Origin of the sequence: Kytococcus aerolatus (assembly GCF_900187395.1) — a bacterium.
In the GTDB taxonomy this organism is placed as follows: Bacteria; Actinomycetota; Actinomycetes; order Actinomycetales; family Dermatophilaceae; genus Kytococcus; species Kytococcus aerolatus.
This window is the reverse complement of record NZ_FYEZ01000002.1, coordinates 86,571-108,255: the sequence shown is the minus strand read 5'-3', so window position 1 is coordinate 108,255 and position 21,685 is coordinate 86,571. Positions and strand designations below refer to the sequence as shown.

Annotated in this window: 25 protein-coding genes; 10 read left to right on the top strand and 15 right to left on the bottom strand. The window is 73.6% G+C overall.

Features of this window, described 5'->3' with window-relative positions; all coding sequences use genetic code 11:
• Positions 1-3: 3 nt before the first annotated feature.
• From CFT82_RS07465 to CFT82_RS07455, 3 genes are read right to left on the bottom strand one after another with little or no spacing between them, the layout of a single operon-like run.
• Positions 4-1,158: an SIS domain-containing protein gene (locus CFT82_RS07465; RefSeq protein WP_088818465.1), complete on the bottom strand. Its 1,155-nt coding sequence runs from the start codon at positions 1,156-1,158 to the stop codon at positions 4-6.
• A 9-nt stretch (positions 1,159-1,167) separates the two neighbouring features.
• Complete coding sequence (locus CFT82_RS07460; protein ID WP_088818464.1) at positions 1,168-2,625, bottom strand: phosphomannomutase/phosphoglucomutase; 1,458 nt, start codon at positions 2,623-2,625, stop codon at positions 1,168-1,170.
• A 9-nt stretch (positions 2,626-2,634) separates the two neighbouring features.
• Positions 2,635-3,054 carry a DUF3499 domain-containing protein gene (locus tag CFT82_RS07455; protein WP_088818463.1) on the bottom strand — a complete coding sequence of 140 codons (420 nt, stop codon included), beginning with the start codon at positions 3,052-3,054 and terminating at the stop codon, positions 2,635-2,637.
• A gap of 23 nt (positions 3,055-3,077) precedes the next feature.
• Here CFT82_RS07455 and CFT82_RS07450 point away from each other — a divergent pair, with 23 nt between their 5' ends.
• Positions 3,078-3,488, top strand: a complete 411-nt coding sequence (locus CFT82_RS07450) for a hypothetical protein (protein ID WP_088818462.1) — start codon at positions 3,078-3,080, stop codon at positions 3,486-3,488.
• 40 nt (positions 3,489-3,528) lie between these two features.
• Here CFT82_RS07450 and CFT82_RS07445 read toward each other — a convergent pair whose 3' ends face one another.
• A complete protein-coding gene (locus CFT82_RS07445) occupies positions 3,529-3,795 on the bottom strand; it encodes a WhiB family transcriptional regulator (protein WP_088818461.1) in 267 nt (88 codons plus the stop codon).
• A gap of 403 nt (positions 3,796-4,198) precedes the next feature.
• On the opposite strand from CFT82_RS07445, the gene CFT82_RS07440 reads away from it, so the two are divergent.
• From CFT82_RS07440 to CFT82_RS07430, 3 genes are read left to right on the top strand one after another with little or no spacing between them, the layout of a single operon-like run.
• Complete coding sequence (locus CFT82_RS07440; RefSeq protein WP_159461890.1) at positions 4,199-4,936, top strand: TIGR03089 family protein; 738 nt, start codon at positions 4,199-4,201, stop codon at positions 4,934-4,936.
• A gap of 30 nt (positions 4,937-4,966) precedes the next feature.
• Positions 4,967-5,746, top strand: coding sequence for a CoA transferase subunit A (locus tag CFT82_RS07435; RefSeq protein ID WP_088818459.1), 780 nt, complete (start codon positions 4,967-4,969; stop codon positions 5,744-5,746).
• A gap of 1 nt (position 5,747) precedes the next feature.
• Positions 5,748-6,422, top strand: coding sequence for a CoA transferase subunit B (locus CFT82_RS07430; protein ID WP_088818458.1), 675 nt, complete (start codon positions 5,748-5,750; stop codon positions 6,420-6,422).
• Between the two features lie 25 nt (positions 6,423-6,447).
• On the opposite strand, the gene CFT82_RS07425 is transcribed toward CFT82_RS07430, so the two are convergent.
• Positions 6,448-7,455 (bottom strand): glycosyltransferase family 2 protein, encoded by a 1,008-nt coding sequence (locus CFT82_RS07425; protein ID WP_088818457.1) that lies wholly within the window; start codon positions 7,453-7,455, stop codon positions 6,448-6,450.
• A gap of 97 nt (positions 7,456-7,552) precedes the next feature.
• Here CFT82_RS07425 and CFT82_RS07420 point away from each other — a divergent pair, with 97 nt between their 5' ends.
• From CFT82_RS07420 to CFT82_RS07410, 3 genes are read left to right on the top strand one after another with little or no spacing between them, the layout of a single operon-like run.
• Complete coding sequence (locus tag CFT82_RS07420) at positions 7,553-8,800, top strand: LCP family protein (RefSeq protein ID WP_234994347.1); 1,248 nt, start codon at positions 7,553-7,555, stop codon at positions 8,798-8,800.
• Entirely contained in the window at positions 8,797-9,471 is a 675-nt protein-coding gene (locus CFT82_RS07415) for an AzlC family ABC transporter permease (RefSeq protein ID WP_088818456.1), read from the top strand. Before CFT82_RS07420 ends, CFT82_RS07415 begins: the two co-directional genes overlap by 4 nt.
• Positions 9,468-9,776, top strand: coding sequence for an AzlD domain-containing protein (locus CFT82_RS07410; RefSeq protein ID WP_088818455.1), 309 nt, complete (start codon positions 9,468-9,470; stop codon positions 9,774-9,776). Before CFT82_RS07415 ends, CFT82_RS07410 begins: the two co-directional genes overlap by 4 nt.
• 101 nt (positions 9,777-9,877) lie before the next feature.
• On the opposite strand, the gene CFT82_RS07405 is transcribed toward CFT82_RS07410, so the two are convergent.
• The 4 genes from CFT82_RS07405 to CFT82_RS07390 all read right to left on the bottom strand — a co-directional run bounded on the left by CFT82_RS07405 (position 9,878) and on the right by CFT82_RS07390 (position 13,474).
• Positions 9,878-11,047 carry an acyl-CoA dehydrogenase family protein gene (locus CFT82_RS07405; RefSeq protein ID WP_088818454.1) on the bottom strand — a complete coding sequence of 390 codons (1,170 nt, stop codon included), beginning with the start codon at positions 11,045-11,047 and terminating at the stop codon, positions 9,878-9,880.
• A gap of 80 nt (positions 11,048-11,127) precedes the next feature.
• On the bottom strand, positions 11,128-11,691 hold the full coding sequence (locus tag CFT82_RS07400) for an NYN domain-containing protein (protein ID WP_088818453.1): 564 nt from the start codon (positions 11,689-11,691) through the stop codon (positions 11,128-11,130).
• On the bottom strand, positions 11,691-12,248 hold the full coding sequence (gene purE, locus CFT82_RS07395) for a 5-(carboxyamino)imidazole ribonucleotide mutase (RefSeq protein WP_088818452.1): 558 nt from the start codon (positions 12,246-12,248) through the stop codon (positions 11,691-11,693). Before purE ends, CFT82_RS07400 begins: the two co-directional genes overlap by 1 nt.
• Positions 12,245-13,474: a 5-(carboxyamino)imidazole ribonucleotide synthase gene (locus tag CFT82_RS07390; RefSeq protein ID WP_234994346.1), complete on the bottom strand. Its 1,230-nt coding sequence runs from the start codon at positions 13,472-13,474 to the stop codon at positions 12,245-12,247. Before CFT82_RS07390 ends, purE begins: the two co-directional genes overlap by 4 nt.
• A gap of 64 nt (positions 13,475-13,538) precedes the next feature.
• On the opposite strand from CFT82_RS07390, the gene CFT82_RS07385 reads away from it, so the two are divergent.
• Positions 13,539-14,057, top strand: a complete 519-nt coding sequence (locus CFT82_RS07385) for a GtrA family protein (protein WP_088818451.1) — start codon at positions 13,539-13,541, stop codon at positions 14,055-14,057.
• 10 nt (positions 14,058-14,067) lie between these two features.
• Here CFT82_RS07385 and CFT82_RS07380 read toward each other — a convergent pair whose 3' ends face one another.
• The 5 genes from CFT82_RS07380 to CFT82_RS07360 are packed head-to-tail and all read right to left on the bottom strand — an operon-like array spanning position 14,068 to position 18,896.
• Complete coding sequence (locus tag CFT82_RS07380) at positions 14,068-15,111, bottom strand: sensor histidine kinase (RefSeq protein WP_143469562.1); 1,044 nt, start codon at positions 15,109-15,111, stop codon at positions 14,068-14,070.
• Positions 15,112-15,819 carry a response regulator transcription factor gene (locus tag CFT82_RS07375; RefSeq protein ID WP_268807425.1) on the bottom strand — a complete coding sequence of 236 codons (708 nt, stop codon included), beginning with the start codon at positions 15,817-15,819 and terminating at the stop codon, positions 15,112-15,114.
• Positions 15,820-15,851: 32 nt separating this feature from the next.
• Entirely contained in the window at positions 15,852-16,658 is an 807-nt protein-coding gene (locus tag CFT82_RS07370; RefSeq protein WP_088818448.1) for an enoyl-CoA hydratase/isomerase family protein, read from the bottom strand.
• Positions 16,655-17,854, bottom strand: coding sequence for an adenylate/guanylate cyclase domain-containing protein (locus CFT82_RS07365; protein ID WP_088818447.1), 1,200 nt, complete (start codon positions 17,852-17,854; stop codon positions 16,655-16,657). The genes CFT82_RS07370 and CFT82_RS07365 overlap by 4 nt, the downstream gene beginning before the upstream one ends.
• Positions 17,832-18,896, bottom strand: coding sequence for a biotin--[acetyl-CoA-carboxylase] ligase (locus tag CFT82_RS07360; RefSeq protein WP_143469560.1), 1,065 nt, complete (start codon positions 18,894-18,896; stop codon positions 17,832-17,834). Before CFT82_RS07360 ends, CFT82_RS07365 begins: the two co-directional genes overlap by 23 nt.
• Positions 18,897-18,918: 22 nt before the next feature.
• Between CFT82_RS07360 and CFT82_RS07355 the strand changes: the two genes are divergently transcribed.
• Complete coding sequence (locus tag CFT82_RS07355; RefSeq protein ID WP_088818445.1) at positions 18,919-20,529, top strand: acyl-CoA carboxylase subunit beta; 1,611 nt, start codon at positions 18,919-18,921, stop codon at positions 20,527-20,529.
• On the top strand, positions 20,526-20,825 hold the full coding sequence (locus tag CFT82_RS11890) for an acyl-CoA carboxylase epsilon subunit (RefSeq protein WP_200815094.1): 300 nt from the start codon (positions 20,526-20,528) through the stop codon (positions 20,823-20,825). Before CFT82_RS07355 ends, CFT82_RS11890 begins: the two co-directional genes overlap by 4 nt.
• 152 nt (positions 20,826-20,977) lie before the next feature.
• Here CFT82_RS11890 and CFT82_RS07345 read toward each other — a convergent pair whose 3' ends face one another.
• Complete coding sequence (locus CFT82_RS07345) at positions 20,978-21,592, bottom strand: endonuclease domain-containing protein (RefSeq protein WP_159461889.1); 615 nt, start codon at positions 21,590-21,592, stop codon at positions 20,978-20,980.
• Positions 21,593-21,685 lie beyond the last annotated feature (93 nt).

Here is a 21,685-nt window from a genome sequence, read left to right as displayed (position 1 = left end):
GGGTCAGTCGCTCTCCCGCAGCTCGGCCAGGTGGGGCGAGACGCCGGGGTCGAGCCCCAGGCCGATCGCCAGCCAGGTCGCGGTGAAGTCCACCCGCGCGACGAGACGCGCCAGCTCCTCCAGAGGGGCCGCCTCCTCCACGAGTGTGTCCACGAGCCGCACCCCGGCCCGCTGGGCGACCGTGCTGACCCGCTGCGCCATCGGGCTCAGCCCACCGGCCCCCAGGACCCACAGGCCCAGTGGGATCTGGGCGGGGGCGTCCAGGAAGGGGTCGGCGAAGATGTCCCGCCCACCGTCGGGCACCGGGGCGCGGGTGGCCTCCCACCCCGCCCCGGTGGCGTGGGGCCCGTCGAAGCAGGCGACCACCTCGCTGGCCGCGTGGGGCAGCTCCCCCACCGTGGCGGGGACCCGCGCCGTGCGCGCCAGCATCGATCCGGCTCGGCGGGCGGCCACCCCGGCGACCGGCCCGTCGGCGAGGACCATGGGCAGTGTCTCGGCCAGTGCCAGGGCGTGCACCTTGGCCGGGTTCACGAAGGCCGGCGAGTCCGGGCGACACTCCTCGGCGACCCGGTCCAGGGCCCGGGCGACCTCCTCCCAGGCGATCGTTCCGGGCTGCACGAGCCCGACGTGCCCCAGGGCGACGGCCACCGGGGACACCAGCCCCCACAGCGCGGTGCGGGAGCTGACCGGGCCGTGGCCGACCGGCACGTGCACGCCCCGGGCGCGCTGGGCGGCGTCTGCCAGCGGGCTGTCCGCGGCCCCGACGGTGAGGACCGCCGCACCCCGGCGCGCGGCCTCGTGGGCGATGGTCACCGCGCCGGCCTCCGCCCCGGAGAGGGAGAGGGCGACGACCAGGTCGAGCGGCCCCACCCAGGCCGGCAGCGGGCCTCCCTGCAGCGCGTGCACCGGCGTCGGCGAGCCCTGCTCCACGAGGAGGGAGACCACGTCACCGACGACGGCCGAGCCGCCGGAGGCCACCACGACCACCGCCCGGGGCCGGTGGGCCGAGGCGATCCGCTCGATGCCGGCCTCGTCGGCGAGGGTGACCGCCTGCCTCACCTGGGCCCCGGCGGTCGCCAGGGAGCGGAGCACACCGCGGCGGTCGCAGCGCGCGAGGTGGTCCGGGTCGTCCAGCAGCGCGTCGTCGATATAGGGCACGGTGCCTCCTCAGCCGTCCTGGCGGATGAGGCCGAGCACAGCCTCGCTGACCCGGTCCGTGACCGCCTGCGCGGTGGACTCGGCATTGAGCCGCAGCAGCGGCTCGGTGTTCGAGGCCCGGACGTTGGCGCGCCAGTACCCGAGCTCCTCGCCGTCCAGGGCGGTGCCGGTCACCGTCAGCCCGTCCAGCTCGTCGGTCCGGGCCCCCTGCTCGGCGGCCCAGGCCCGCACCCGCTCCAGGGCGGCGCCGGCATCGACCACGGTGGAGTTGATCTCCCCGCTGGCGGGGTACCTCTCGAAGGGGGCCATGAGCTCCGAGAGGGTTCCCTCGTGCTCTCCCAGGGCGGCCAGGACGTGGAGGGCGGCGAGCATGCCGGTGTCCGCGTACCAGAAGTCCCGGAAGTAGTAGTGGGCCGAGTGCTCTCCCCCGAAGACCGCCTCGTGCTCGGCCATCTCGGCCTTGATGAAGGAGTGGCCGACCCGGGTGCGCACGGCCCGTGCGCCCTCGGCCTCGATGACCTCGGGCACCACCCGGGAGGTGATGGCGTTGTGCACCACGGCCACCTCCTGCGGCGAGGCACCCGCCGCCACGGCCCGGCGGATCTCCCGCTGCGCCACCAGGGCGGTGACGGCGCTGGGGGTCACGGCCTCGCCGCGCTCGTCCACGACGAAGCAGCGGTCGGCATCGCCGTCGAAGGCCAGCCCGAGATCCGCCCCGGACTCCCGCACGGCCGCCTGCAGGTCACGGAGGTTCTCCGGCTCCAGCGGGTTCGCCTCGTGGTGGGGGAAGGTGCCGTCGAGCTCGAAGTAGAGGGGCTGCACCTCGAGCGAGTCGACCGGGCGCCGCTCACCGTCGCCGAGCACGACCGGCACGGTGTGCCCGGCCATCCCGTTGCCGGCGTCGACGACCACGCGCAGCGGTCGGGCACCGTCCAGGTCCACCAGGGAGCGCAGGTGGGCGGCGTAGTCGGCGGTCACCTCGCGGTGCTCCAGCGAGCCGGGGTGCTCGGAGGCCGGGCGGTCGTGGACGTCCCCGCGGTCGAGGATCCACTGGGCCAGGTCACGCACCTCGGCCAGCCCGCTGTCCTGGCCGACCGGCCGCGCCCCGGTCCGGCAGAGCTTGATGCCGTTGTACTGCGCGGGATTGTGGGAGGCGGTGAGCATGGCCCCGGCGAGGTCGAGCCGGCCGGAGGCGAAGTAGAGGCCGTCGGTGGAGCACAGGCCGATCATCGTCACCGACACGCCGTGCAGGGTCAGCCCGGCGGCGAAGGCCTCGGCGAGCTCGGGGCTGCTGGAGCGCATGTCGTGACCGATGGCCACGCCGGGCAGCTTCTCGGGCAGGACCACGGTCTGGGCGAACGCCTCACCGAGCGCGCGGGCCACGCGCGGGTTCAGCTGGTCGGGAACCAGCCCCCGGACGTCGTAGGCCTTGACGAACTCTGACAGGGGCGGCTGCTGCGGGGTCATGGCCACAGGTTAGTGGCCGGAGCTCCGCTCCTCCCGGGGTGCGTCGTCCCGGTCGTGGACGAGGCGGAGGTGGCCGTGGGCGGATCCCTGGGCACCGTCAGCGGCAGGTTCCCCGGCGGACTCCGAGCCCGGAGCAGCCTCCACGGTGGCCCGCCGGTCCCGCACGACCTCGGCCAGGGCACCGATGTCGCGCACCGAGCCGGTGGGGTCGGTGAGGTCGATGTCGAGCCGCAGCAGGGCCCACCCGCGGGGCGGGGTGAGGCGGTCCGTGTGCTCGGCGCACAGGTCGTACCCGTGGGGGTCGGCCTCCCGGGCCAGCGGCCCCACCACCACGGCCTGCTCGGAGTACACGTAGGTCAGCGTGGAGGCCGCCCCACGGCTGCATCCGATCTTGCTGCACAGGCGGGGGCGGGACGAGGGGAGCGACACAGCGCGCAGACTACGCTGCCGGCATGTCGCGCGAACGCCCCCGCCCCGGTGGATCCCGCCGACGCACCCTGCGCCGTGGTCGGGAGCTGCGGGGTCCGCTGGCCGCGGCACCGGTCCCGGCCCGGGTCGGTCGCGGGCGGGCCTTCGAGCTGTTGGCGCACGAGGTGGCCACGCGGGTCACGGAGCGCGCCGGGTGGCCCGACGGGGGGTGGGAGCTGGTGGTGACGGTCGCCCCGGACGGCCCCGTCGCCTCCTCGGAGCGCCACGGGGCCGTCCGGCAAGAGGACGGTCGATGGGTGCTCACGCTGCACCGGGGATCCCGGGTCTGGGAAGGTCACCCGGCCGGCTTCGAGGCGGCCCTGGAGGAGGGGCTGGCCGTCCTCGTCGCCTCGGTGAGCGGGTGGGACGCCCAGGACCTCCTCGACCCCGGCTGAGCGAGCCCGCCGGACCGGCCCTCGTCCAGTCTGGCGGAGATCAGGCGGAGATGACGGCGCGGCGCTTCAGGCGACGGCGCTCGCGCTCGGACAGACCGCCCCAGATACAGAAGCGCTCGTCGTTCTCGAGCGCGAACTCGAGGCACTCGGTGCGCACCTCGCACCCGGTGCACACACGCTTTGCCTCCCGGGTCGAGCCCCCCTTCTCCGGGAAGAAGGCCTCCGGGTCGGTCTGGGCGCACAGGGCGCGCCCCTGCCACGAGGGCACGGTCCCGTCGGCCAAGCCGACGATCTGCAGTTCGTGCACGGTTTCCTCCTCGACCCTGGGGCCCGTCAGCACGTGGTGAGCTCATGAGCGCTCGGGCGAGGGCGATTCCGCGCTCCGAGGCTGCCCGCAGAGTGCGGGCCACACCGAAATTACACCGGCGCAACTCCCGCGTGTCAAACGACCCACGGCCGAGCGATGGTGTATGGCCCGCACCCCCTCGACCGGGGCCCGGCGGGTGACGGGGCCCGGCGGCGCGACCCCCTCCGCGACGCGTCCCGGACGTCCGGGGCCGGCCCACGACAGCGCCGGGTGGGCAGGTCGTACGATGCACGGGCCTGTCCCCTGCGACAGGCGCGGGGCCCCGTCCACGGCCCCGCAGCACCAGCTCGGCGCACGGCGCCCACTCGACGACATCGCGCTCGGCGCGGGAAGGCCCCCTCACATGACCACACCGGCAACGGTGCTGGATGTCCTGACCACCGACAACCCCCACCAACCCCGCCTCACCTGCTACGACGACGCCCGCGGGGAGCGGATCGAGCTCTCCGGGGCCGTCCTGGCCAACTGGGCCGCCAAGGCGGCCAACGCCCTGCAGGAGGAGTTCGACGTCGAGCCCGGCAGCGTCGTGGCCCTCGACCTCCCCACCGGCCACTGGCGCACCGCCTACTGGGCCGTGGCCGTCTGGGCCGTGGGCGCCACCCTCTCGCTGGACGTCCACGAGGGCGCCGACGTGCTGGTGACCACCGCCCCGACCTCCGACGCGGCCGACGACTCCGACGAGGTCGTGGCCGTGACCCTGCCGGCCCTCGCCCGCACCTGGCAGGGCGAGGACCTGCCCACCGGGGTGCTCGACGAGGCCGCGGAGATCTCCGGCTTCGGGGACGACTTCTCCCCCTGGTACGATAGCTCGGCCGAGGACCCCGCCCTGGTCCGGGCCGGCGACCGCTGGACGATGGCCGAGGCCGTGCCGACCGTGGAGCCGGGGCGGGTGCTGCTGGCCGTGGCCGACCCCGCCGAGCACCTGCGCACCCTGGTCGGGCTCTGGGCGGCCGGCGGCTCGGCCGTCACCGTGATCACCCCCGAGGGCACCCTGCCGACGGGGCTGACGCCGGACCCCCTGCCCGCACGCCTCGTCCAGGAGGGCGTCACCCGCGTCGTGGAGACCCCGCCCGGGCAGTGACCGGTCTCACATCCCGGCTAGGGTGGAGCCATGGACAAAGTTGTCGCCTCTGCCCGTGAGGCCATCGCGGGCCTCGAGAACGGAATGCGCGTCGCCGTCGGTGGCTTCGGCCTCTGCGGCATCCCGCAGGTGCTCATCGACGAGGTCCACGCCGCCGGCGTGGAGGACCTCGAGGTCGTCTCCAACAACTGCGGGGTGGACGGCTGGGGACTCGGCGTCCTGCTCGACGCCGGACGCCTGCGTCGCGTGATCGCCTCCTACGTGGGGGAGAACAAGGAGTTCGCCCGCCAGTACCTCCAGGGGGAGCTGGAGGTCGAGCTCACCCCGCAGGGCACCCTGGCCGAGAAGCTGCGGGCCGCCGGTGCCGGGCTGGCCGGGTTCTGGACCCGCACCGGCGTCGGCACGCTGATCGCCGAGGGCGGCATGCCCTGGCGCCACGACGCCGAGGGCAACGTGACCGTGGAGTCCCCGGCGAAGGAGACCCGCGAGTTCACGATGCTCGACGAGACCCACGAGTACGTGCTGGAGGAGTCGCTCCCCTGCGACTTCGCCCTGGTGCGCGCCGCGGTCGCCGACCGCCACGGGAACCTCGTGTTCAACAAGTCCGCCCAGAACTTCAACCCGGTGGCCGCGATGGCCGGCCGGGTCTGCGTGGCCGAGGTGGAGCAGCTCGTGGAGCCCGGCGAGATCGACCCCGACGAGGTCGACCTGCCCGGCGTGTACGTGCAGCGCCTGCTGGTCCTCACCGAGGAGCAGGCGGCCGAGAAGCGCATCGAGAAGCGCACGGTCACCGAGAGCAAGGAGGCCTGACATGGCACTGACCCGTGAGCAGATGGCCGCCCGGGCCGCCCGGGAGCTGGCCGACGGCGACTACGTGAACCTCGGCATCGGGCTGCCGACGCTGGTGCCCAACTACGTCGACGACGACGTGGAGCTGGTGCTGCAGTCCGAGAACGGCATCCTCGGCGTGGGCCGCTACCCCACCGAGGACGCGGTGGACCCGGACCTCATCAACGCCGGCAAGGAGACCGTCACCGTCCGCCCGGGCGCGAGCTTCTTCGACTCGGCCACCAGCTTCGGCATGATCCGCGGCGGCAAGATCGACGCGGCCATCCTCGGCGCCATGCAGGTCTCGGCAGCCGGCGACATCGCGAACTGGATGATCCCCGGCAAGATGGTCAAGGGCATGGGCGGCGCGATGGACCTGGTCCACGGCGCCAAGAAGGTCGTGGTGCTCATGGAGCACGTGGCCAAGGACGGCTCCCACAAGATCGTCGAGGAGTGCTCCCTGCCGCTGACCGGCAAGGGCGTCGTGCAGCGCATCATCACCGACCTGTGCGTCATGGACGTCACCGAGGACGGGCTGGTGCTGCGCGAGCTCGCGGCGGGCGTCACCGAGGACGAGGTGCGCGAGAGGACCGGCGCTCCGTTCACCACCGACCTGACCGCCGGCTCCATCGAGGACGAGGTCTCCGACCAGGCGTGACCCGACGGCCGGGCGCGCCCGGTGCTCAGGCCGTGACGGCCGGGGTGTCCCCCACGGGGCGCCCCGGCCGCTGCACGTCACGCAGCCGCCGCGGGCTCGTGAGGAAGCCCCACCCCCAGGACATGTGCATGGTGCCGATGACCAGCGGGACCCGGGCCGCGACGGCCGGCTCCTCGTGGCGGGCCTCCCACAGCCCCCCGAGGACCACCCCGGTCAGGTACCCACCGGGCGCGAGGAGGGCCGGACGCCACGCGGCGCCCAGCACCGTGCCCGCCACGACGCCGACCAGCGCGGTGGGCGGCGCCAGGTAGCGCAGGTTGATCGAGCCCTCGTGGACGGCGGCCACGACCCGGCGCCAGCGGCCGTAGTCCCGGTACTGGCGGGCCAGGGCCCGAAGGCTGCCCCGGGGCCGGTAGGTCACGCGGAGGTCGGGGGTGAACCAGACGACCCCGCCGGCCTGCCGGATCCGCCAGTTCATCTCCCAGTCCTGCGCCCGGTCGAAGTGGGCGTCGTAGCCCCCGACCCGGTCCAGCCACTCCCGCCGGAAGCAGCCCAGGTAGACCGTGTCCGAGGGCCCTTCCCCGCCCCCGGTGTGGAAGCGGGCACCGCCCACCCCGAGGGGGGAGCCCATGGCCACCGCGACCGCGCGCTCGAAGGCGGTGCGGCCGACCGCGTGCATGATGCCGCCCACGTTGGCCGCCCCGGTGCGCTCCAGGACCTCCACGGCCGTGCGCAGATAGCCCGGGGAGAGCTCGCCGTGGGCGTCCACCCGCACCACGACCGGGTGCCGGGCCACCGCCAGCGCGGCGTTCAGGCCGTCCGGGGTGCGCCCCGACGGGTTGTCGATGACCTGCACGCGATCGTCCCGGGCGGCGATGCGGTGGGCGATGGCCAGCGTGTCGTCCGTGGACGGGCCGACGGCGAGGACGACCTCCAGCTCGCCGGGGACCTCCTGGGCGAGGACGGCCCGCACCGAGGCCTCGATCTCCGCCTCCTCGTCGAGGACCGGCATGATCACGCTGATGGCTGTCATGGGGCCATTCTCACCGGGCGGGCGGGGCGGGGTGGCGTGAACACGCCGAGTCGGCGAGGGCGACCGGCCCGTAGCCGGGTGGAATACGCTCTGGCAGGTGACGCCCACGTCTGACGACCACCACGAGCCGCGCCAGCGCCCCGGGATGCACCGCGACCGGGACGACCGGGGACGCCGGCGGGTGACCTCGCAGGGTTCGCTCCCGCGCGGCGAGGAAGCTCCCCGTCGATCCCGCGAGTCCCGCCTGGGACGCCCCACCGACGAGGGCGACCTGCTGCGCCGCGGCCCCCGCGGCGGTCGCCCGGTGGTCGACCCGCGGAGCGCCCGGGACCCCGAGCCGGTCGAGCCCGCCCCGGCGACCCGCGCGCCCCGGCAGCTCGTGCCCACCCGCCGCCGTCACCCCGTGCGTCAGGCGCTGGGGGTCCTCGCCCTCCTGCTGGCCGTCTGGCTGGTGGCCACAGGCTTCGCCGTCTGGGACTCCTGGCGCCAGGTCGGGCGCACCGAGGCGATGCCCATCTGGGAGGGCCGCCCCGAGGACACCTCGGGTCGCAACTACCTCCTGGTCGGGTCGGACGCCCGGGACACCCTGAGCCCGGAGGAGAGACGCCGGCTGGGGACCGGGAACACCGAGGGGCGGCGGACGGACACGATCATGCTCGTGCACGTGCCGACCTTCGGTGAGCCGACCCTGGTCTCGATCCCGCGCGACTCGTACGTGCCGATCCGGGGCATGGGTGAGAACAAGATCAACGCCTCGTACAACGTGGGCGGGGCCCCCCTCCTGGTGGACACCGTGGAGCAGAACACCGGGCTGCGCATCGACGGCTACGTGGAGATCGGCTTCGGCGGCTTCACCCACGTGGTCGACGAGCTGGGTGGGGTGGAGCTCTGCCCGGACCAGGACATCCAGGACGGCAAGGCCCACCTCGACCTGAAGGCCGGGTGCCAGGAGATGGACGGGGTCACCGCCCTGTCCTACGTCCGCGCCCGCTACTTCGACCCCCGTGGCGACCTCGGCCGGGTGGAGCGCCAGCGAGAGTTCCTCTCCGCCCTCAGCGAGCAGGTGCTCACCCCGGGCACCGTGCTCCTGCCGTGGGAGGTTCACGGCGTCGGCTCCGCGGTGACCCCCGCCCTGACCGTCGACGAGCACGACTCGATGCTGGAGGTGGCCTCCGCCCTCAACGGCGTCCGCCGGGCCAGCGGCGGTGACCGCCAGGTGACCGTGCCGGTGGCCGACAGCACCCTGAGCACCCCGCACGGCTGGGCCGTGAGCTGGGACGAGGAACGGGCCGGTGCCCTGTGGCAGGCTCTCCGGGAGGGGGACGACCTCCCCCAGGGCCTGTGACCCCGGCCCAGCGGACCGGCCTCTCGATCGGGCTGGCCACCGGCCTGTACGGCATCTCCTTCGGGGCCCTGTCCGTGGCCGCCGGGCTCTCGGTGCTGCAGACCTGCGCCCTCTCGGCGCTCATGTTCACCGGCGGCTCCCAGTTCGCCTACGTGGGGGTCCTGGCCGGTGGCGGGACCGGGGCCGCGGCCACCGGGGCGGCCACCCTCCTGGGGGTCCGCAACGCCGTCTACGGGCTGCAGCTCAACGCCCTGCTGGCGCCTCGGGGCACTGCCCGGCGACTGGCGATGGCCCACCTGACCATCGACGAGTCCACGGCCACCGCGGTCTCGCAGGAGGAGCCGGGCGAGCAGCAGCGCGGTTTCTGGGCCGCCGGTCTGGCCACCTTCGTCCTGTGGAACCTCTTCACCCTGGCCGGCGCCCTGCTGGGGGACACCGTGGGGGATCTCAGCGCCTGGGGTCTGGACGGGGCGGCGGTCGCGGCCTTCGCCGGGCTGCTGTGGCCCCGGCTCGCAGGGCGGGACGAAGTGGCGATCGCCATTCTGGCCGCCGTCACCACGCTGGCCCTGGTGCCGCTCGTGCCACCCGGCATCCCCGTGCTCGGCGCGGCGCTGGTGGCTGCGGTCAGCGCCCTTCTCACCCGGCCGGCCTCCGTGCGGGGGACACGATGAGCTGGGCCTGGCTGCTCGTGGCCTGTGCTCTGGGGCTGGCGCTCAAGCTGGCCGGGTACCTCCTGCCCGCCTCCGCGCTCCAGCGCCCGCTCCCCCTCTACCTCGCGGGGATGGTCACGATCGGCCTGCTCACCTCCCTGCTGGCCCTCAACACGGTGGCCAGCGGTCAGGAGCTGCGGCTCGACGCCCGGGTGGCGGCGCTGGTGGTGGCGGTGGTGGCCCTGCGGCTGCGTGCACCCTTCCTGCTGGTCGTGGTGCTGGGCGCGGCGGCGACGGCGCTCGTGCGACTCCTCGGCTGGGGCTGACCCGCGCCGTCCGGCCGCCCCCGCACGAGTGGTACCCGCACGACAGGACCCCCACGGCGCCTGCGCACCGTAGGGGTCCTGGTCGATCGTCGGGCGGACCCTCAGGAGGTGATGCCCTCCAGGAGCTTGCGCGCCATGACGACCCGCTGGATCTGGTTGGTGCCCTCGTAGATCTGGGTGATCTTCGCGTCGCGCATCATGCGCTCGACCGGGAAGTCCTGCGTGTAGCCGTAGCCGCCGAAGAGCTGCACCGCATCGGTGGTGATCTCCATCGCGACGTCGGAGGCGAAGCACTTCGCGGCCGCACCGAAGTAGGTGAGGGCGGGGTCGTTGCGCTCGGACTTCGCGGCGGCGTTGTAGACGAGCTGGCGGGCGGCCTCGAGCTTCATGCCCATGTCCGCGAGCATGAACTGCACGCCCTGGAAGTCCGCGATGCGCTGGCCGAACTGCTCGCGCTGCTGCACGTACTCCAGCGCCGCGTCGAGCGCGCCCTGGGCGATGCCGACGGCCTGCGCACCGATGGTGACGCGCGTGTGGTCGAGCGTCTGCAGCGCGATCTTCAGGCCCTGACCGCGCTCCCCCACCATGCGGTCGGCGGGGATGACGCAGTTCTCGAAGATCAGCTCACGGGTGGGCGAGCCCTTGATGCCGAGCTTGTCCTCCTTCTCTCCGAAGGAGAAGCCCTCGTCGTCCTTCTCCACGACGAAGGCGGTGACGTTGCGGCCGCGGGGGCCGTCGGGCTCGGTGACGGCCATGACCGTGTAGTACTCCGAGACCCCGGCGTTGGTGATCCAGGACTTCTGGCCGTTGAGGACGAAGCTGCCGTCGGCCTGCTCGGTGGCGCGGCAGCGCATGCCCGCGGTGTCCGAGCCGGCACCGGACTCCGAGAGCCCGTAGGAGAACATCGCCTCGCCCGCGGCCACCGGCGGCAGGTACTTCTGCTTGATCTCCTCGCTGCCAGCCAGGATCACCGGCATCGTGCCCAGCTTGTTGACGGCCGGGATGAGCGAGCTCGAGGCACACCCGCGGGCGACCTCCTCGATGACGATGCAGGTCGCCAGGGCGTCGGCCCCCAGCCCCTCGTACTCCTCGGGGATGTGCGGGGCGTGGAACATGGTCTCGCGCAGCGCGTCGTAGGCGGCCTGCGGGAACTCCCCCGTGGCGTCCACCTCCGCCGCCGCCGGGGCGATCTTGTCCCGCACCAGCGGGATGATGGCCTCGCGGACGGTCTCGTGGAACTCGCTGGGCGTGTAGAGGTCGAAGTCGCTCACAGCGCCATGGTACGACCCGGCGCCCACCCGGTCCGCGCTGGGTGTGGCGGGCGCCACCCCGGAGGGAGGCGCCGCGCCCCTCAGAGGAACTCGAGCGGGTCGAACTCGTCGATCGGGATGATCCGGAGACGCGGGAGACGGGCATTGAAGGCCTGGACGTCGTACTCCAGGTCGAAGGTCTCCATGCCCTGCTGCTCCAGCTCGGTGAAGCCGGCGTTGCGGTACTCGCGGAAGGCCATCAGCCCCAGGCGGCGGTCCTCGTCCTCGAGGAGGGCCTCCATCTGGGGCAGGAAGTCACCGTCGTGGCTCACGAGGATGACGTCGTCGCCCCGGTCCGCCAGGGCCTCCATCGTGCGCTGGATGGCGATGTCGACGACCTTCTCGTCGGACCCGCCGGACAGCGGGACCGGCCGGTAGCCGATGGCGACGAGCGCCTGGACGAAGGTCATCGGCAGCTGCTCGGTCTGCGCCGCCAGGAAGAACAGGCCCTGCACGGGCTGCCCCCAAGCCTCGGCGGCGTGGGTCAGCAGCCGCTCCCAGCGGGGGCGCTCGTCGGGCTGCGGGCGCCGGCCCAGGCAGTTGCCGAGGGTCGCGTCGATGTTCTCGCCGTCGACCAGCAGGTAGGTGGTGCGCTCGCCGCTCATCACTCGGCTCCGTTCGTGGGGTGGAGGGACTCCGCGAGCGCTCGCCCCTTGGCGTGGGCGGCGTCGCGGAGGGAGGCCCGGAAGTCGGCCAGGCGACCGCGCAGGGCGGTGGCCTCTTCATTGGTCCCGGCAGCCAGGATCCGCGCGGCCAGGAGGCCGGCGTTGCGGGCACCGCCGATGGAGACCGTCGCGACAGGCACGCCGGCCGGCATCTGGACGATCGAGAGCAGGGAGTCCATGCCGTCGAGCTGCTTGAGCGGGACCGGCACCCCGATCACGGGCAGGTCGGTGACGCTGGCCAGCATCCCCGGCAGGTGGGCCGCCCCACCGGCCCCGGCGATGATCACGCGGTGGCCGCGCGCGGCGGCCTCCTGGCCGTGGGCGAGCATCTCGTCGGGCATGCGGTGCGCCGAGACGACCTCGACGGTGTGGCTGACCCCCAGCTCCTCGAGGACCTCGGCGGCCGCGCCCATGACGGGCCAGTCGCTGTCGGAGCCCATGACGATCGAGACGTCGGCGGGTGCCTTGGCACGCAGGTGGTGGGTGGTGTCGCTCATCGGGCGTCCTCCTGGCCCTCGGGGGTGGTGCCCTGCAGGGTGTGACGGGCCGCGTCGGCACGGCGGCGCAGGTCCTCGACGTCCTCACCGTAGACCGTCACGTGCCCGACCTTCCGGCCGGGGCGGACCTCCTTGCCGTAGACATGCACGCGCGCCCCCGGGTCGGCCTCCATGACCAGCCGCGAGGCGGCGTGCAGATCCTCCGCCGGACCGCCCAGGACGTTGCCCATGACGGTGTGCGGGGCCCGGGGGGAGGTGTCCCCCAGCGGCAGGTCCAGCACGGCCCGCAGGTGCTGCTCGAACTGGCTCGTGACGGCACCGTCCTGGGTCCAGTGCCCGGAGTTGTGCGGGCGCATCGCCAGCTCGTTGACCACCCAGCCCCGCTCCCCCTCCCCGGACCGGCCGGTCTCGAAGACCTCCATCGCCATCACCCCGGTGACGCCCAGCAGCTCAGCCACCTTCTGCGCGGCGGCTCGCACGTCCTGCGCGACGGCCGGGTCCAGGTCGCCGGCCGGGGCCTCCACACGGGTGCAGATCCCCTCCTCCTGGACGGTGTGGACGACCGGCCAGGTGGCCATCTCGCCGGAGGGGGTGCGCGCCACCATCACCGCCAGCTCACGGGTGAAGGGGACGGCCTCCTCGGCCAGCAGCCCGGACGCGTCGGCCCGGGCGAACCACTCCTCGGCCCGGTCCAGGTCCTCCGGCCCGGTGAGCACCATGACGCCCTTGCCGTCGTACCCGCCCCGCGGGGTCTTGAGCACCACCGGCCACTCGTGCTGGTCGGCGAAGGCCCGCAGCCCGGCACGATCGTGCACCATGGACCAGGCGGGCACCGGCAGCCCGGCCGCCCCCAGCCTCTGCCGCATCGCGATCTTGTCCTGGGCGTGGAGCAGGGCCGCCGGTGCTGGGTGCAGGGACACCCCCTCGGACTCCAGCGCGGACAGCACCGGGTCCGGGACGTGCTCGTGGTCGAAGGTCACCACGTCGCAGGCGGCCGCCAGCGCCCGCACGGCCTCGCGGTCGTCGCAGCGACCCACCGGGGCGTGGCGGAAGACCTGCGCCGCGGCGGCGTCGTCGGCCTCGGCGAGCACCACCACCGAGATGCCCAGCTCGGCCGCCGGTCCGGCGCACATGCGTGCCAGCTGCCCCCCTCCGATGATGCCGACCACGGGGGTTCCCGTGGGGGCGAGCGGTCGGGACAGCGGCTGCGGGGTGGGCTCGGTCACGGGCGCAGGATATCCACCGCGGGGTGCACCCGTCCCGGCGCGCTCCCCACGTACGGTTCTCCCGATGAGCACAGACCAGCACCCCGGCGGCGTCGGGCGACTCTTCGGCGTCCTCGCCCGCGAGGTGAGCAAGTTCGGTGTGATCGGCCTGCTGGCCTTCGTGATCGACACCGGGCTGTACAACCTGCTCGTGTACGGGCCCTCGCTCACCGCCGGCTCCGACGCGGCCGGCGTCCTCGGTGGTCACCCCCTCACCGCGAAGGTCGCCGCCACCGGGGTCGCCACCGCCTTCGCCTGGCTGGGGAACCGCTACTGGACCTTCCGCCACGCCCGGCGCCGCGACGTGACCCGCGAGGCGGTCCTCTTCGTCGTGTTCAACATCATCGGGCTGCTCATCGCCCTGGCCTGCCTGTGGGTGAGCCACTACCTGCTCGGCTTCCGCTCCCAGCTGGCCGACAACATCTCCGGAAACGGCATCGGCCTGGTGCTGGGCACCCTCTTCCGCTTCTGGGCCTACCGGACCTTCGTGTTCACCCAGGAGCTGGGCGACGAGCTGGAGCCCTCCCCCTCGACCGCCCCCTGAACGAGCCCGCTCAACGGGTGGTCGTCGTGCGGGCCGAGGGCTCGGAGACGAAGATCCCGAAGGTGGCGTTCCGGACGTCCAGGAGCTCCAGCCGACCCCCGGCGGCGGTGATCACCTCCCGGGCCAGGGCCAGCCCACGACCGGTCCCCTCCCCGAGGGTGACGTCCCGCTCGAAGAGCGAGTCGGAAACGGCCGGGTCGATGCCCGGTCCCTCGTCGCTGAAGACCATCTGGATCGAGGGGCCCGTGCCGTCGATCTCCAGACTCATGATCCCCTCGCCGTAGCGCAGCGAGTTCTCGATGAGGGTCGAGAAGACCTGGGCCAGGACCCCCCGCGGGCAGGCCACCTGGAGGCCGTGGTCCCCCGTGACTCGCAGCCCCCGCCGCGCCTGGGCGAACATCGGCTGCCACTCACGCTGCTGCGAGCCGATGACCTCGTCGAGGCTCACGACGTCGACGTCCTCGAACACCCCGCCCCCCGCGTGCTCCACCATCTCCTCGACCACACCGGTGAGGCGGTCGACCTGTCGGTGGGCGCGCTCCAGCTCCTGCGCCACCGTGTCGAGGTCCTCGGCCAGCGCGATCTCCTCCAGGCGCAGGCTCAGTGCACTGAGCGGCGAGCGCAGCTGGTGGGCGGCGTCAGCGGCGAAGCGCCGGTTGGCCGTGGCCAGGGCGGTCAGCTTGGCGGCCCGCCGCTGCACCGCGTCGGCCAGCTCGTCGAGCTCGACGATCCCCGAGGGCTCGGGGCGGTCCGTGACGCTCTCGCCCGTCCCCATCCCCGGGATGCGCCGGGCCAGGGCGCGCACGGTGTGGTCCACCGGCTCCACGGCCTCGTCGGCGATGCCCTCGGTGAGCAGGTGGCCCAGCCGGAAGCCGCCCCACACCGCCAGCGGCACGGCCAACCAGGCCCAGAGGGGCGGGCCGGGCAGGTCGAGGGTCGCCCAGAGGCCGATGAAGGTCGCCACCACGAGGGGCAGCAGCATGCCGAGCTGGCTGCGGAGCACCAGCTCCCGCGCCACTCTGCGCCACAGGCGGCGCAGGGTCGAGCTACCCACTCACCCGTCCGTCAGCAACCGGAAGCCGACACCGCGGACGGTGGCGATGAAGCGCGGGTCCGAGTGGCAGTCGCCGAGCTTCTTGCGCAGCCCCGAGACGTGCATGTCCAAGGTCTTGGTGGAGCCGACCCAGTCCGTCTGCCAGGCCTCGCGCATGAGCTGCTCGCGCTCCACGACCCGGCCCGCCTCGCGGTGCAGGATGGCCAGCAGGTCGAACTCCTTCGCGGTGAGGACGACCTCCTCGTCGTCCACCCAGACCCGGCGGGCCGCGACGTCGACCCGCAGGCCGCCCTGGTCGCCCTCCCCCGGGCCCTCCTCGGCCTCGCTGCGGCGCCGCAGCACGGCACGCACCCGGGCGTGGAACTCGGCCAGGCGGAAGGGCTTGGTGACGTAGTCGTCGGCGCCGGCGTCCAGCCCCACGACGGTGTCGATCTCCCCGGCCCGGGCCGTGAGCATGACCACCGGCACCTTGGAGCCCTCGGCACGGAGCCGGCGGCAGACCTCCAGACCGTCCATGCCCGGCAGCCCGATGTCGAGGATCAGCAGGTCGCAGCCGCGGCGGGCGGTCTCCAGCGCGGAGGGGCCGTCGGCCACGCAGGTCACCTCGAAGCCCTCGCGACGCATCGCGCCGGCCAGCGGCTCGGAGATGTCCTCGTCGTCCTCCGCGATGAGGGCGACGAGCGGCGGCGCGAGGTCCTCCCCGGCCAGCGGGTCCAGGGGGTGGCGGGCGGTGTGGGGGCTCACTTGCCCGGCCACTTCGGAGCGCGCTTCTCGGCGAAGGCGGCCACACCCTCGGCCCGGTCGCCGGAGAAGGCGGTGGCCCGCCAGCAGGCGTCCTCCACCTGGAGACCGGTGCGCAGGTCGACGTCCGAGCCCAGGCGCATGGCGCGCTTGGCGTTCCGCAGCCCCACCGGCGAGTGCCGCCCGACGAGCCCGGCCATCTCCAGCGCGGCCTCCCGTGCGGAGCCGGCGTCGACGAGCTCGTCGACGATCCCGAGCTCGTGCGCCTCGGGGGCCTCGTACTTGCTGGCGGTGAAGATGGCGCGGGCCGCGCGGCTCCAGCCGATCCGACGGGTCAGCAGCTGCGTCCCACCACCGCCGGGGATGACGCCGACCGACACCTCGGGCAGTCCCAGCAGGGCCCCCCGGCCGGCCACGATGACGTCGCAGGAGAGGGCGATCTCGAGGCCACCGCCGAGGGCGAACCCGTCGACGGCTGCGATCGTGGGCATCGGGAGGTCGAGCACGCCGCCGTAGGCGCCCTGGGTGACGGGGCGCTGCTCCATGAGGTCGGCGTCGGTGAAGGAGTTGCGCTCCTTGAGGTCGGCCCCCACGCAGAAGGCCTTCTCGTGGGCGCTGGTCACCACGACGCAGCGGGCGGGCGAGGCCGCCAGCTCCGTGGTGGCGGCCGCGATCTGGCGGGCCATCTCGGTGGAGATCGCGTTCATCGCCTCGGTACGGGCGAGCACGAGCTCGGCGACCTCGTGCTCCTGGCCGTGCCACTCGATGCGGACCCAGCTCTCGGGGGACGGGGTCGGTGCGCTCATTGGTCACTCCAGGCGGGTCGGGGCGCTCGGGTCGAGGCGCCGGGGGGAACGGACACGAGGTGGAACGGCGTCACGGTACCGACTCCTCGGAGAACCGCATCCGCGCCTTCGACGAATCGCCAGGCCTGGTTCTCGCGGAGCGGCTCGGCCGTCGCGGCATCGCAGAGGATCTGACCGGCCGGTGCGCGGTCGGTGAGTCGGGAGGCACGGTTGACGGTGGCGCCGTAGACGTCCCCCAGGCGCAGCAGCACCCTCCCGGTGGCCACCCCGGCACGCAGCGGGGGCAGCAGCCGGTCGCCGGCGGCACCGTGGACGAGGTCGTGGGCGATGAGCAGCGCCGAGCGGGGGTCGTTCGCCTGGTAGAGCACCTCGTCGCCGATCGTCTTGACCACGCGCCCGCCGTGCCGGGCGATGACATCGGCGGCCAGCTCCTCGAAGCGCGTCACGAGACGGGCGACGTCCCGGTCGCTGGCGTGGGCGACGCGCTCGGTGAAGCTCACCATGTCCGCGAAGCCCACCGAGCGCGTCACGCCCTCGGTGATCTCCTCCGAGGTGGCGTCGGCGAAGAGCGTGGCCAGGGCGGCGGCCAGGTGCCGGCGCCAGGCGTAGCCGATGACCGCCTCCAGGTCGTCAGCCAGGTCGGCGATGGCCGCACCGGAGGCCGCCACCGCCCCCGGGGTGAGCCGGTCGCTCACCGTCTCCGCCCCCTGTCCGTGGCCGAGCAGGTCGGACTGCTGGGGACTGTGCCCCTGACGTCGTGCCTCCTGGATGGAGGCGATGAAGATCTCCGCCTGCCAGGTGGCCATCCGCTCGGTCGTCACGCCGATCCCCCGGGCCAGGGCCACGAGGGTCTCCTCGTCCATCTGGTGGTGGCCCAGGAGTCCCGAGGCGTGGCGCAGGGCCTCCAGGTCAGTCTCGCTGAAGGCCGTGTCGTCCGCGCGGACGTTCTGGAAGCCCAGCGCCCGCCAGAGCCGCTGGGCCAGGGGCAGCTCGATGTGCGCCAGCCGGGCGACCTCGTCGCGCCGCATGGTGCGCCGACGCCCGAAGAGGCGCTCGGCGATGTCGTCCATGATCCGGGCCGGACGACGCACCTGGTCCCCCGGTGGCGCCGGAGGCACCTCGGAGGGCAGGGAGTGGTTCAGGAGCGGCTGCTCACCATGGGCAGGACGGACGTCACGCAGGCGCTCCACGGCCACTCACCTCCTGGGGGTCACTCGGTCTCGACGCGACCCGAGCCCGCGGGTCCGCGGGCTCGGCGGACACAGGGCCATCGTGACATGCATCACGAGCCCGGCGCAGGTGGACGACGTCCCCGGCCGCGTGGGTGGAGCGCGGCCCGAGCTCGCCCGTCGCCGCGGACCGCTCCTGCACCACCAGGGCGCCGCTGGCGTCCAGGGCCTCGGCCCGGGCCCGCACCACCTGCCCGCCCGGACGGTGCAGGTCCACCTCCTGCCCCAGGGTGAGGCTCATCGCGCCGAGGGCACCCAGCAGCTCCTCCTCGGAGGCCGGGTCGGTGCTCGCGGTCACCTGCGACCAGGTCGTGTGCCAGACGGCCACCCGGTCGAGCAGGTCCAGCAGCACCTGCTCGCGGAGGTCCTCCGGGGCGGGGCGGTCCGCTGCCACGAGCTCCTCGGCCACCGAGTGGTGTCCCTCGTCGGACCCGACCGGCCACACGTTCACGCCGACGCCCGCCACCACCGAGCGCATGCCCTCGGCCACCTGGCAGAGCACCCCGGCCAGCTTGTGCTGCCCGGTGGTGGTCAGGACGTCGTTGGGCCACTTCACACCCGTCTCCACCCCCGCGGCCGCCAGCGCGTCCCGGACCGCGGCACCCACGCACAGGGGCACCAGCCCCACCCGGTGCACCCGCGAGGCAGCGATCGCCTCGGGCACCGGCCCGCCCCCGGCCGCCAGCGGCAGGGTCACCGAGACGGCCAGGCCCGTGGCGGCGGTGTTCAGCCAGGAGCGGTCCCGCCGCCCCCGGCCGTGCGTCTGGTGGTCGGCGCTCACGACCCGCCACGGGCGCGGGTCCGCCAGGGCGACGGGCTGCGTGCTGGGCAGCTCGGCGTGGTGCTGGAGCCCCTCGGCCATCGCCCACAACGCACCCGCGACCAGCGGGTGCGCGGCGCGCTCCGCCCGGGCGTGCAGGCCGTCCCGCACCGCCCCCGCGTCGAGCGGCCGGCCCTGCCCCGAGCCCCGGCCGGGGCCGGGAGCCCCCGGGTGAGAGATGTGAGTCACAGGCCAAGGTTAGGCTTCCCCCATGACTGAGCACGCACCGGGCGAAGGCTCGGAGATCGACCTGACCACGACCGCCGGCCGCCTGGCGGAGCTCGAGCGTCGACGCGACGAGGCCCTCCACGCCGGTTCCGAGCGCGCTGTGGAGAAGCAGCACGCCAAGGGCAAGCAGACCGCCCGCGAGCGCATCGAGGCCTTCCTCGACGAGGGCTCCTTCGTGGAACTGGACGAGTTCGCGCGCCACCGCTCCACCAACTTCGGCCAGGACGCCAACCGCCCCTTCGGCGACGGTGTGGTCACCGGCTACGGCACCGTCGACGGCCGGACCGTCTGCGTGTTCTCCCAGGACTTCACCGTCTTCGGCGGCTCGCTGGGCGAGGTCTTCGGCGAGAAGATCGTCAAGGTCATGGACCTGGCCCTCAAGATCGGGTGCCCGGTCGTCGGCATCAACGACTCCGGCGGCGCCCGCATCCAGGAGGGCGTGGTGGCCCTGGGCCTCTACGCCGAGATCTTCCGCCGCAACGTGCACGCCTCCGGCGTCATCCCGCAGATCTCGCTCATCATGGGCCCCTGCGCCGGTGGTGCCGTGTACTCCCCGGCGATCACGGACATCGTCGTGATGGTCGACCAGACCAGCCACATGTTCATCACCGGCCCGGACGTCATCAAGACCGTCACCGGCGAGGACGTCACCTTCGAGGACCTCGGCGGTGGCCGCACCCACAACGCGACCTCCGGCGTGGCCCACTACCTGGCCGCGGACGAGGCCGACGCCCTGGACTACGTGCGCGAGCTCATGAGCTTCTTCCCGCAGAACAATCTCGACGAGGCCCCGGTCTTCGAGGCCGAGGACGCCACCCAGGACGTCGACGAGGCGCTCGACACCCTCGTCCCGGACTCGGCGAACATGCCCTACGACATGGTCACCGTCATCGAGTCCGTGGTGGACGACGGCGAGTTCCTCCAGGTCCAGGAGCTCTTCGCGCCGAACATCGTCTGCGGCTTCGGCCGGGTCGAGGGCCGCTCGGTCGGCGTGGTGGCCAACCAGCCGATGCAGTTCGCCGGGACGCTCGACATCAACGCCTCGGAGAAGGCCGCCCGCTTCGTGCGCATGTGCGACGCCTTCAACATCCCGATCCTCACCTTCGTGGACGTGCCCGGCTTCCTGCCCGGCACCGACCAGGAGTGGGGCGGCATCATCCGCCGCGGCGCCAAGCTGCTCTACGCCTACGCCGAGGCCACCGTGCCGCTGGTCACCGTCATCACCCGCAAGGCCTACGGCGGCGCGTACGACGTCATGGGCTCCAAGCACCTCGGGGCGGACATCAACTTCGCGTGGCCGACCGCCCAGATCGCCGTGATGGGCGCCCAGGGTGCCGCGAACATCCTCTACCGCAAGCAGCTGGCGGCCGCCGAGGCCGAGGGCGGCGCCGAGGCCGTGGAGGCCGAGCGTGCCAAGCGGATCGCGGAGTACGAGGAGACCCTCGCGAACCCGTGGATCGCTGCCGAGCGCGGGTACGTGGATGCGGTCATCCGCCCGGCCGACACCCGCGCCGAGGTGGCCAAGGCCCTGCGGGCCCTGCGCACCAAGCGCGAGTCGCTGCCGGCCAAGAAGCACGGGAACATCCCGCTGTGAGCGGCGAGCAGCAGGACCCGGCCACCGGTTCCGAGCAGGGCGAGGCTCCCGAGGAGCTGGCCGGTGGGGCCACCACCCCGGAGGACCCGGCCGGCGAGGCGCTCGTGTCGGTGCGCGGCGCAGCCTCGGCCGAGGAGCTGGCCGCGCTGACGGCGGTGTTCACCGCGGTCGGTGGCGGCGGCGGGTCGGCGCCGGCGGTTGCCCCGGCCGGCCGCTGGGGCGATCCTGCGGCCTCCGCCCGTCGCACCCCGCAGGCCGGCCCGGGCGCCTGGCGCGCCTCCGGCCTGCCCCGCTGAGGCCACCGGGGGAAACCGGTCAACCTCGAGACTGTTCGGCTCCCACCGGGAGCAACCGGTCAACCCCCGGACTGTCGGAGGGTTGACCGGTTGCTCCCGGTGGGGAACTGCGCACTCGGGGGGTCGACCGGTTGCGCCCAGGGGCGTCCCACTCACGCCGCGGACAGCCGGGCCAGGAGCGCCTCACGCAGCTGAGCTGGCCGCCGCAGGTCCTGGGCCGTGGCACGGATGACCGTCCAGCCGGCTGCCTCGAGGAAGCGAACCCGCGCGATGTCGTGCTGCCACTGCCGCCGGTCCGTGCGGTGGTGATCCCCCTCGTACTCCACGACCACCTTCTGCTCGAACCAGACGAGGTCCCCGGTCGCCAGCCACTGGCCGTCCTCGTCGAGGATGTGGGCGTTGACCGCCGGGGCCGGCACTCCCCAGGACAGCACCAGCAGCCGCAGGCGGCTCTCCGGCGCGGAGGCCGCGCCCCCGTCAGCCACGGCGAGAGCCCTCAGCGCTCGCGGGTTGCCTGCGACGCCCGGGCGGAGACGACCTGCGAGGACCTCCTGCGAGAGGAGGCCGTCCACCGGGCAATGAAGGCCGAGCACGGCATCGGTCAGGGCCACGAGGTCCGCATCGCCCAAGCTGCCTGCGAGGTGCGCCCAGGTCTGGGCCAGCGCGGTGCACCGCAGACCGGCGACCGTCACCACCTCGAGACCCCGCGCCTTGTGCCCCTTGACCCCTCGTCGTCGCGGCGGCACCCGAGGTGGTTCGACACTCACGTGGACGGGCTCGTGGGGTGTCCACGGCCGGGGCAGCGGGAGTCCGTGGATGCGTGCAGCCGAGTGGTGGCTGAGGACGCAGTGGGCGGGCAG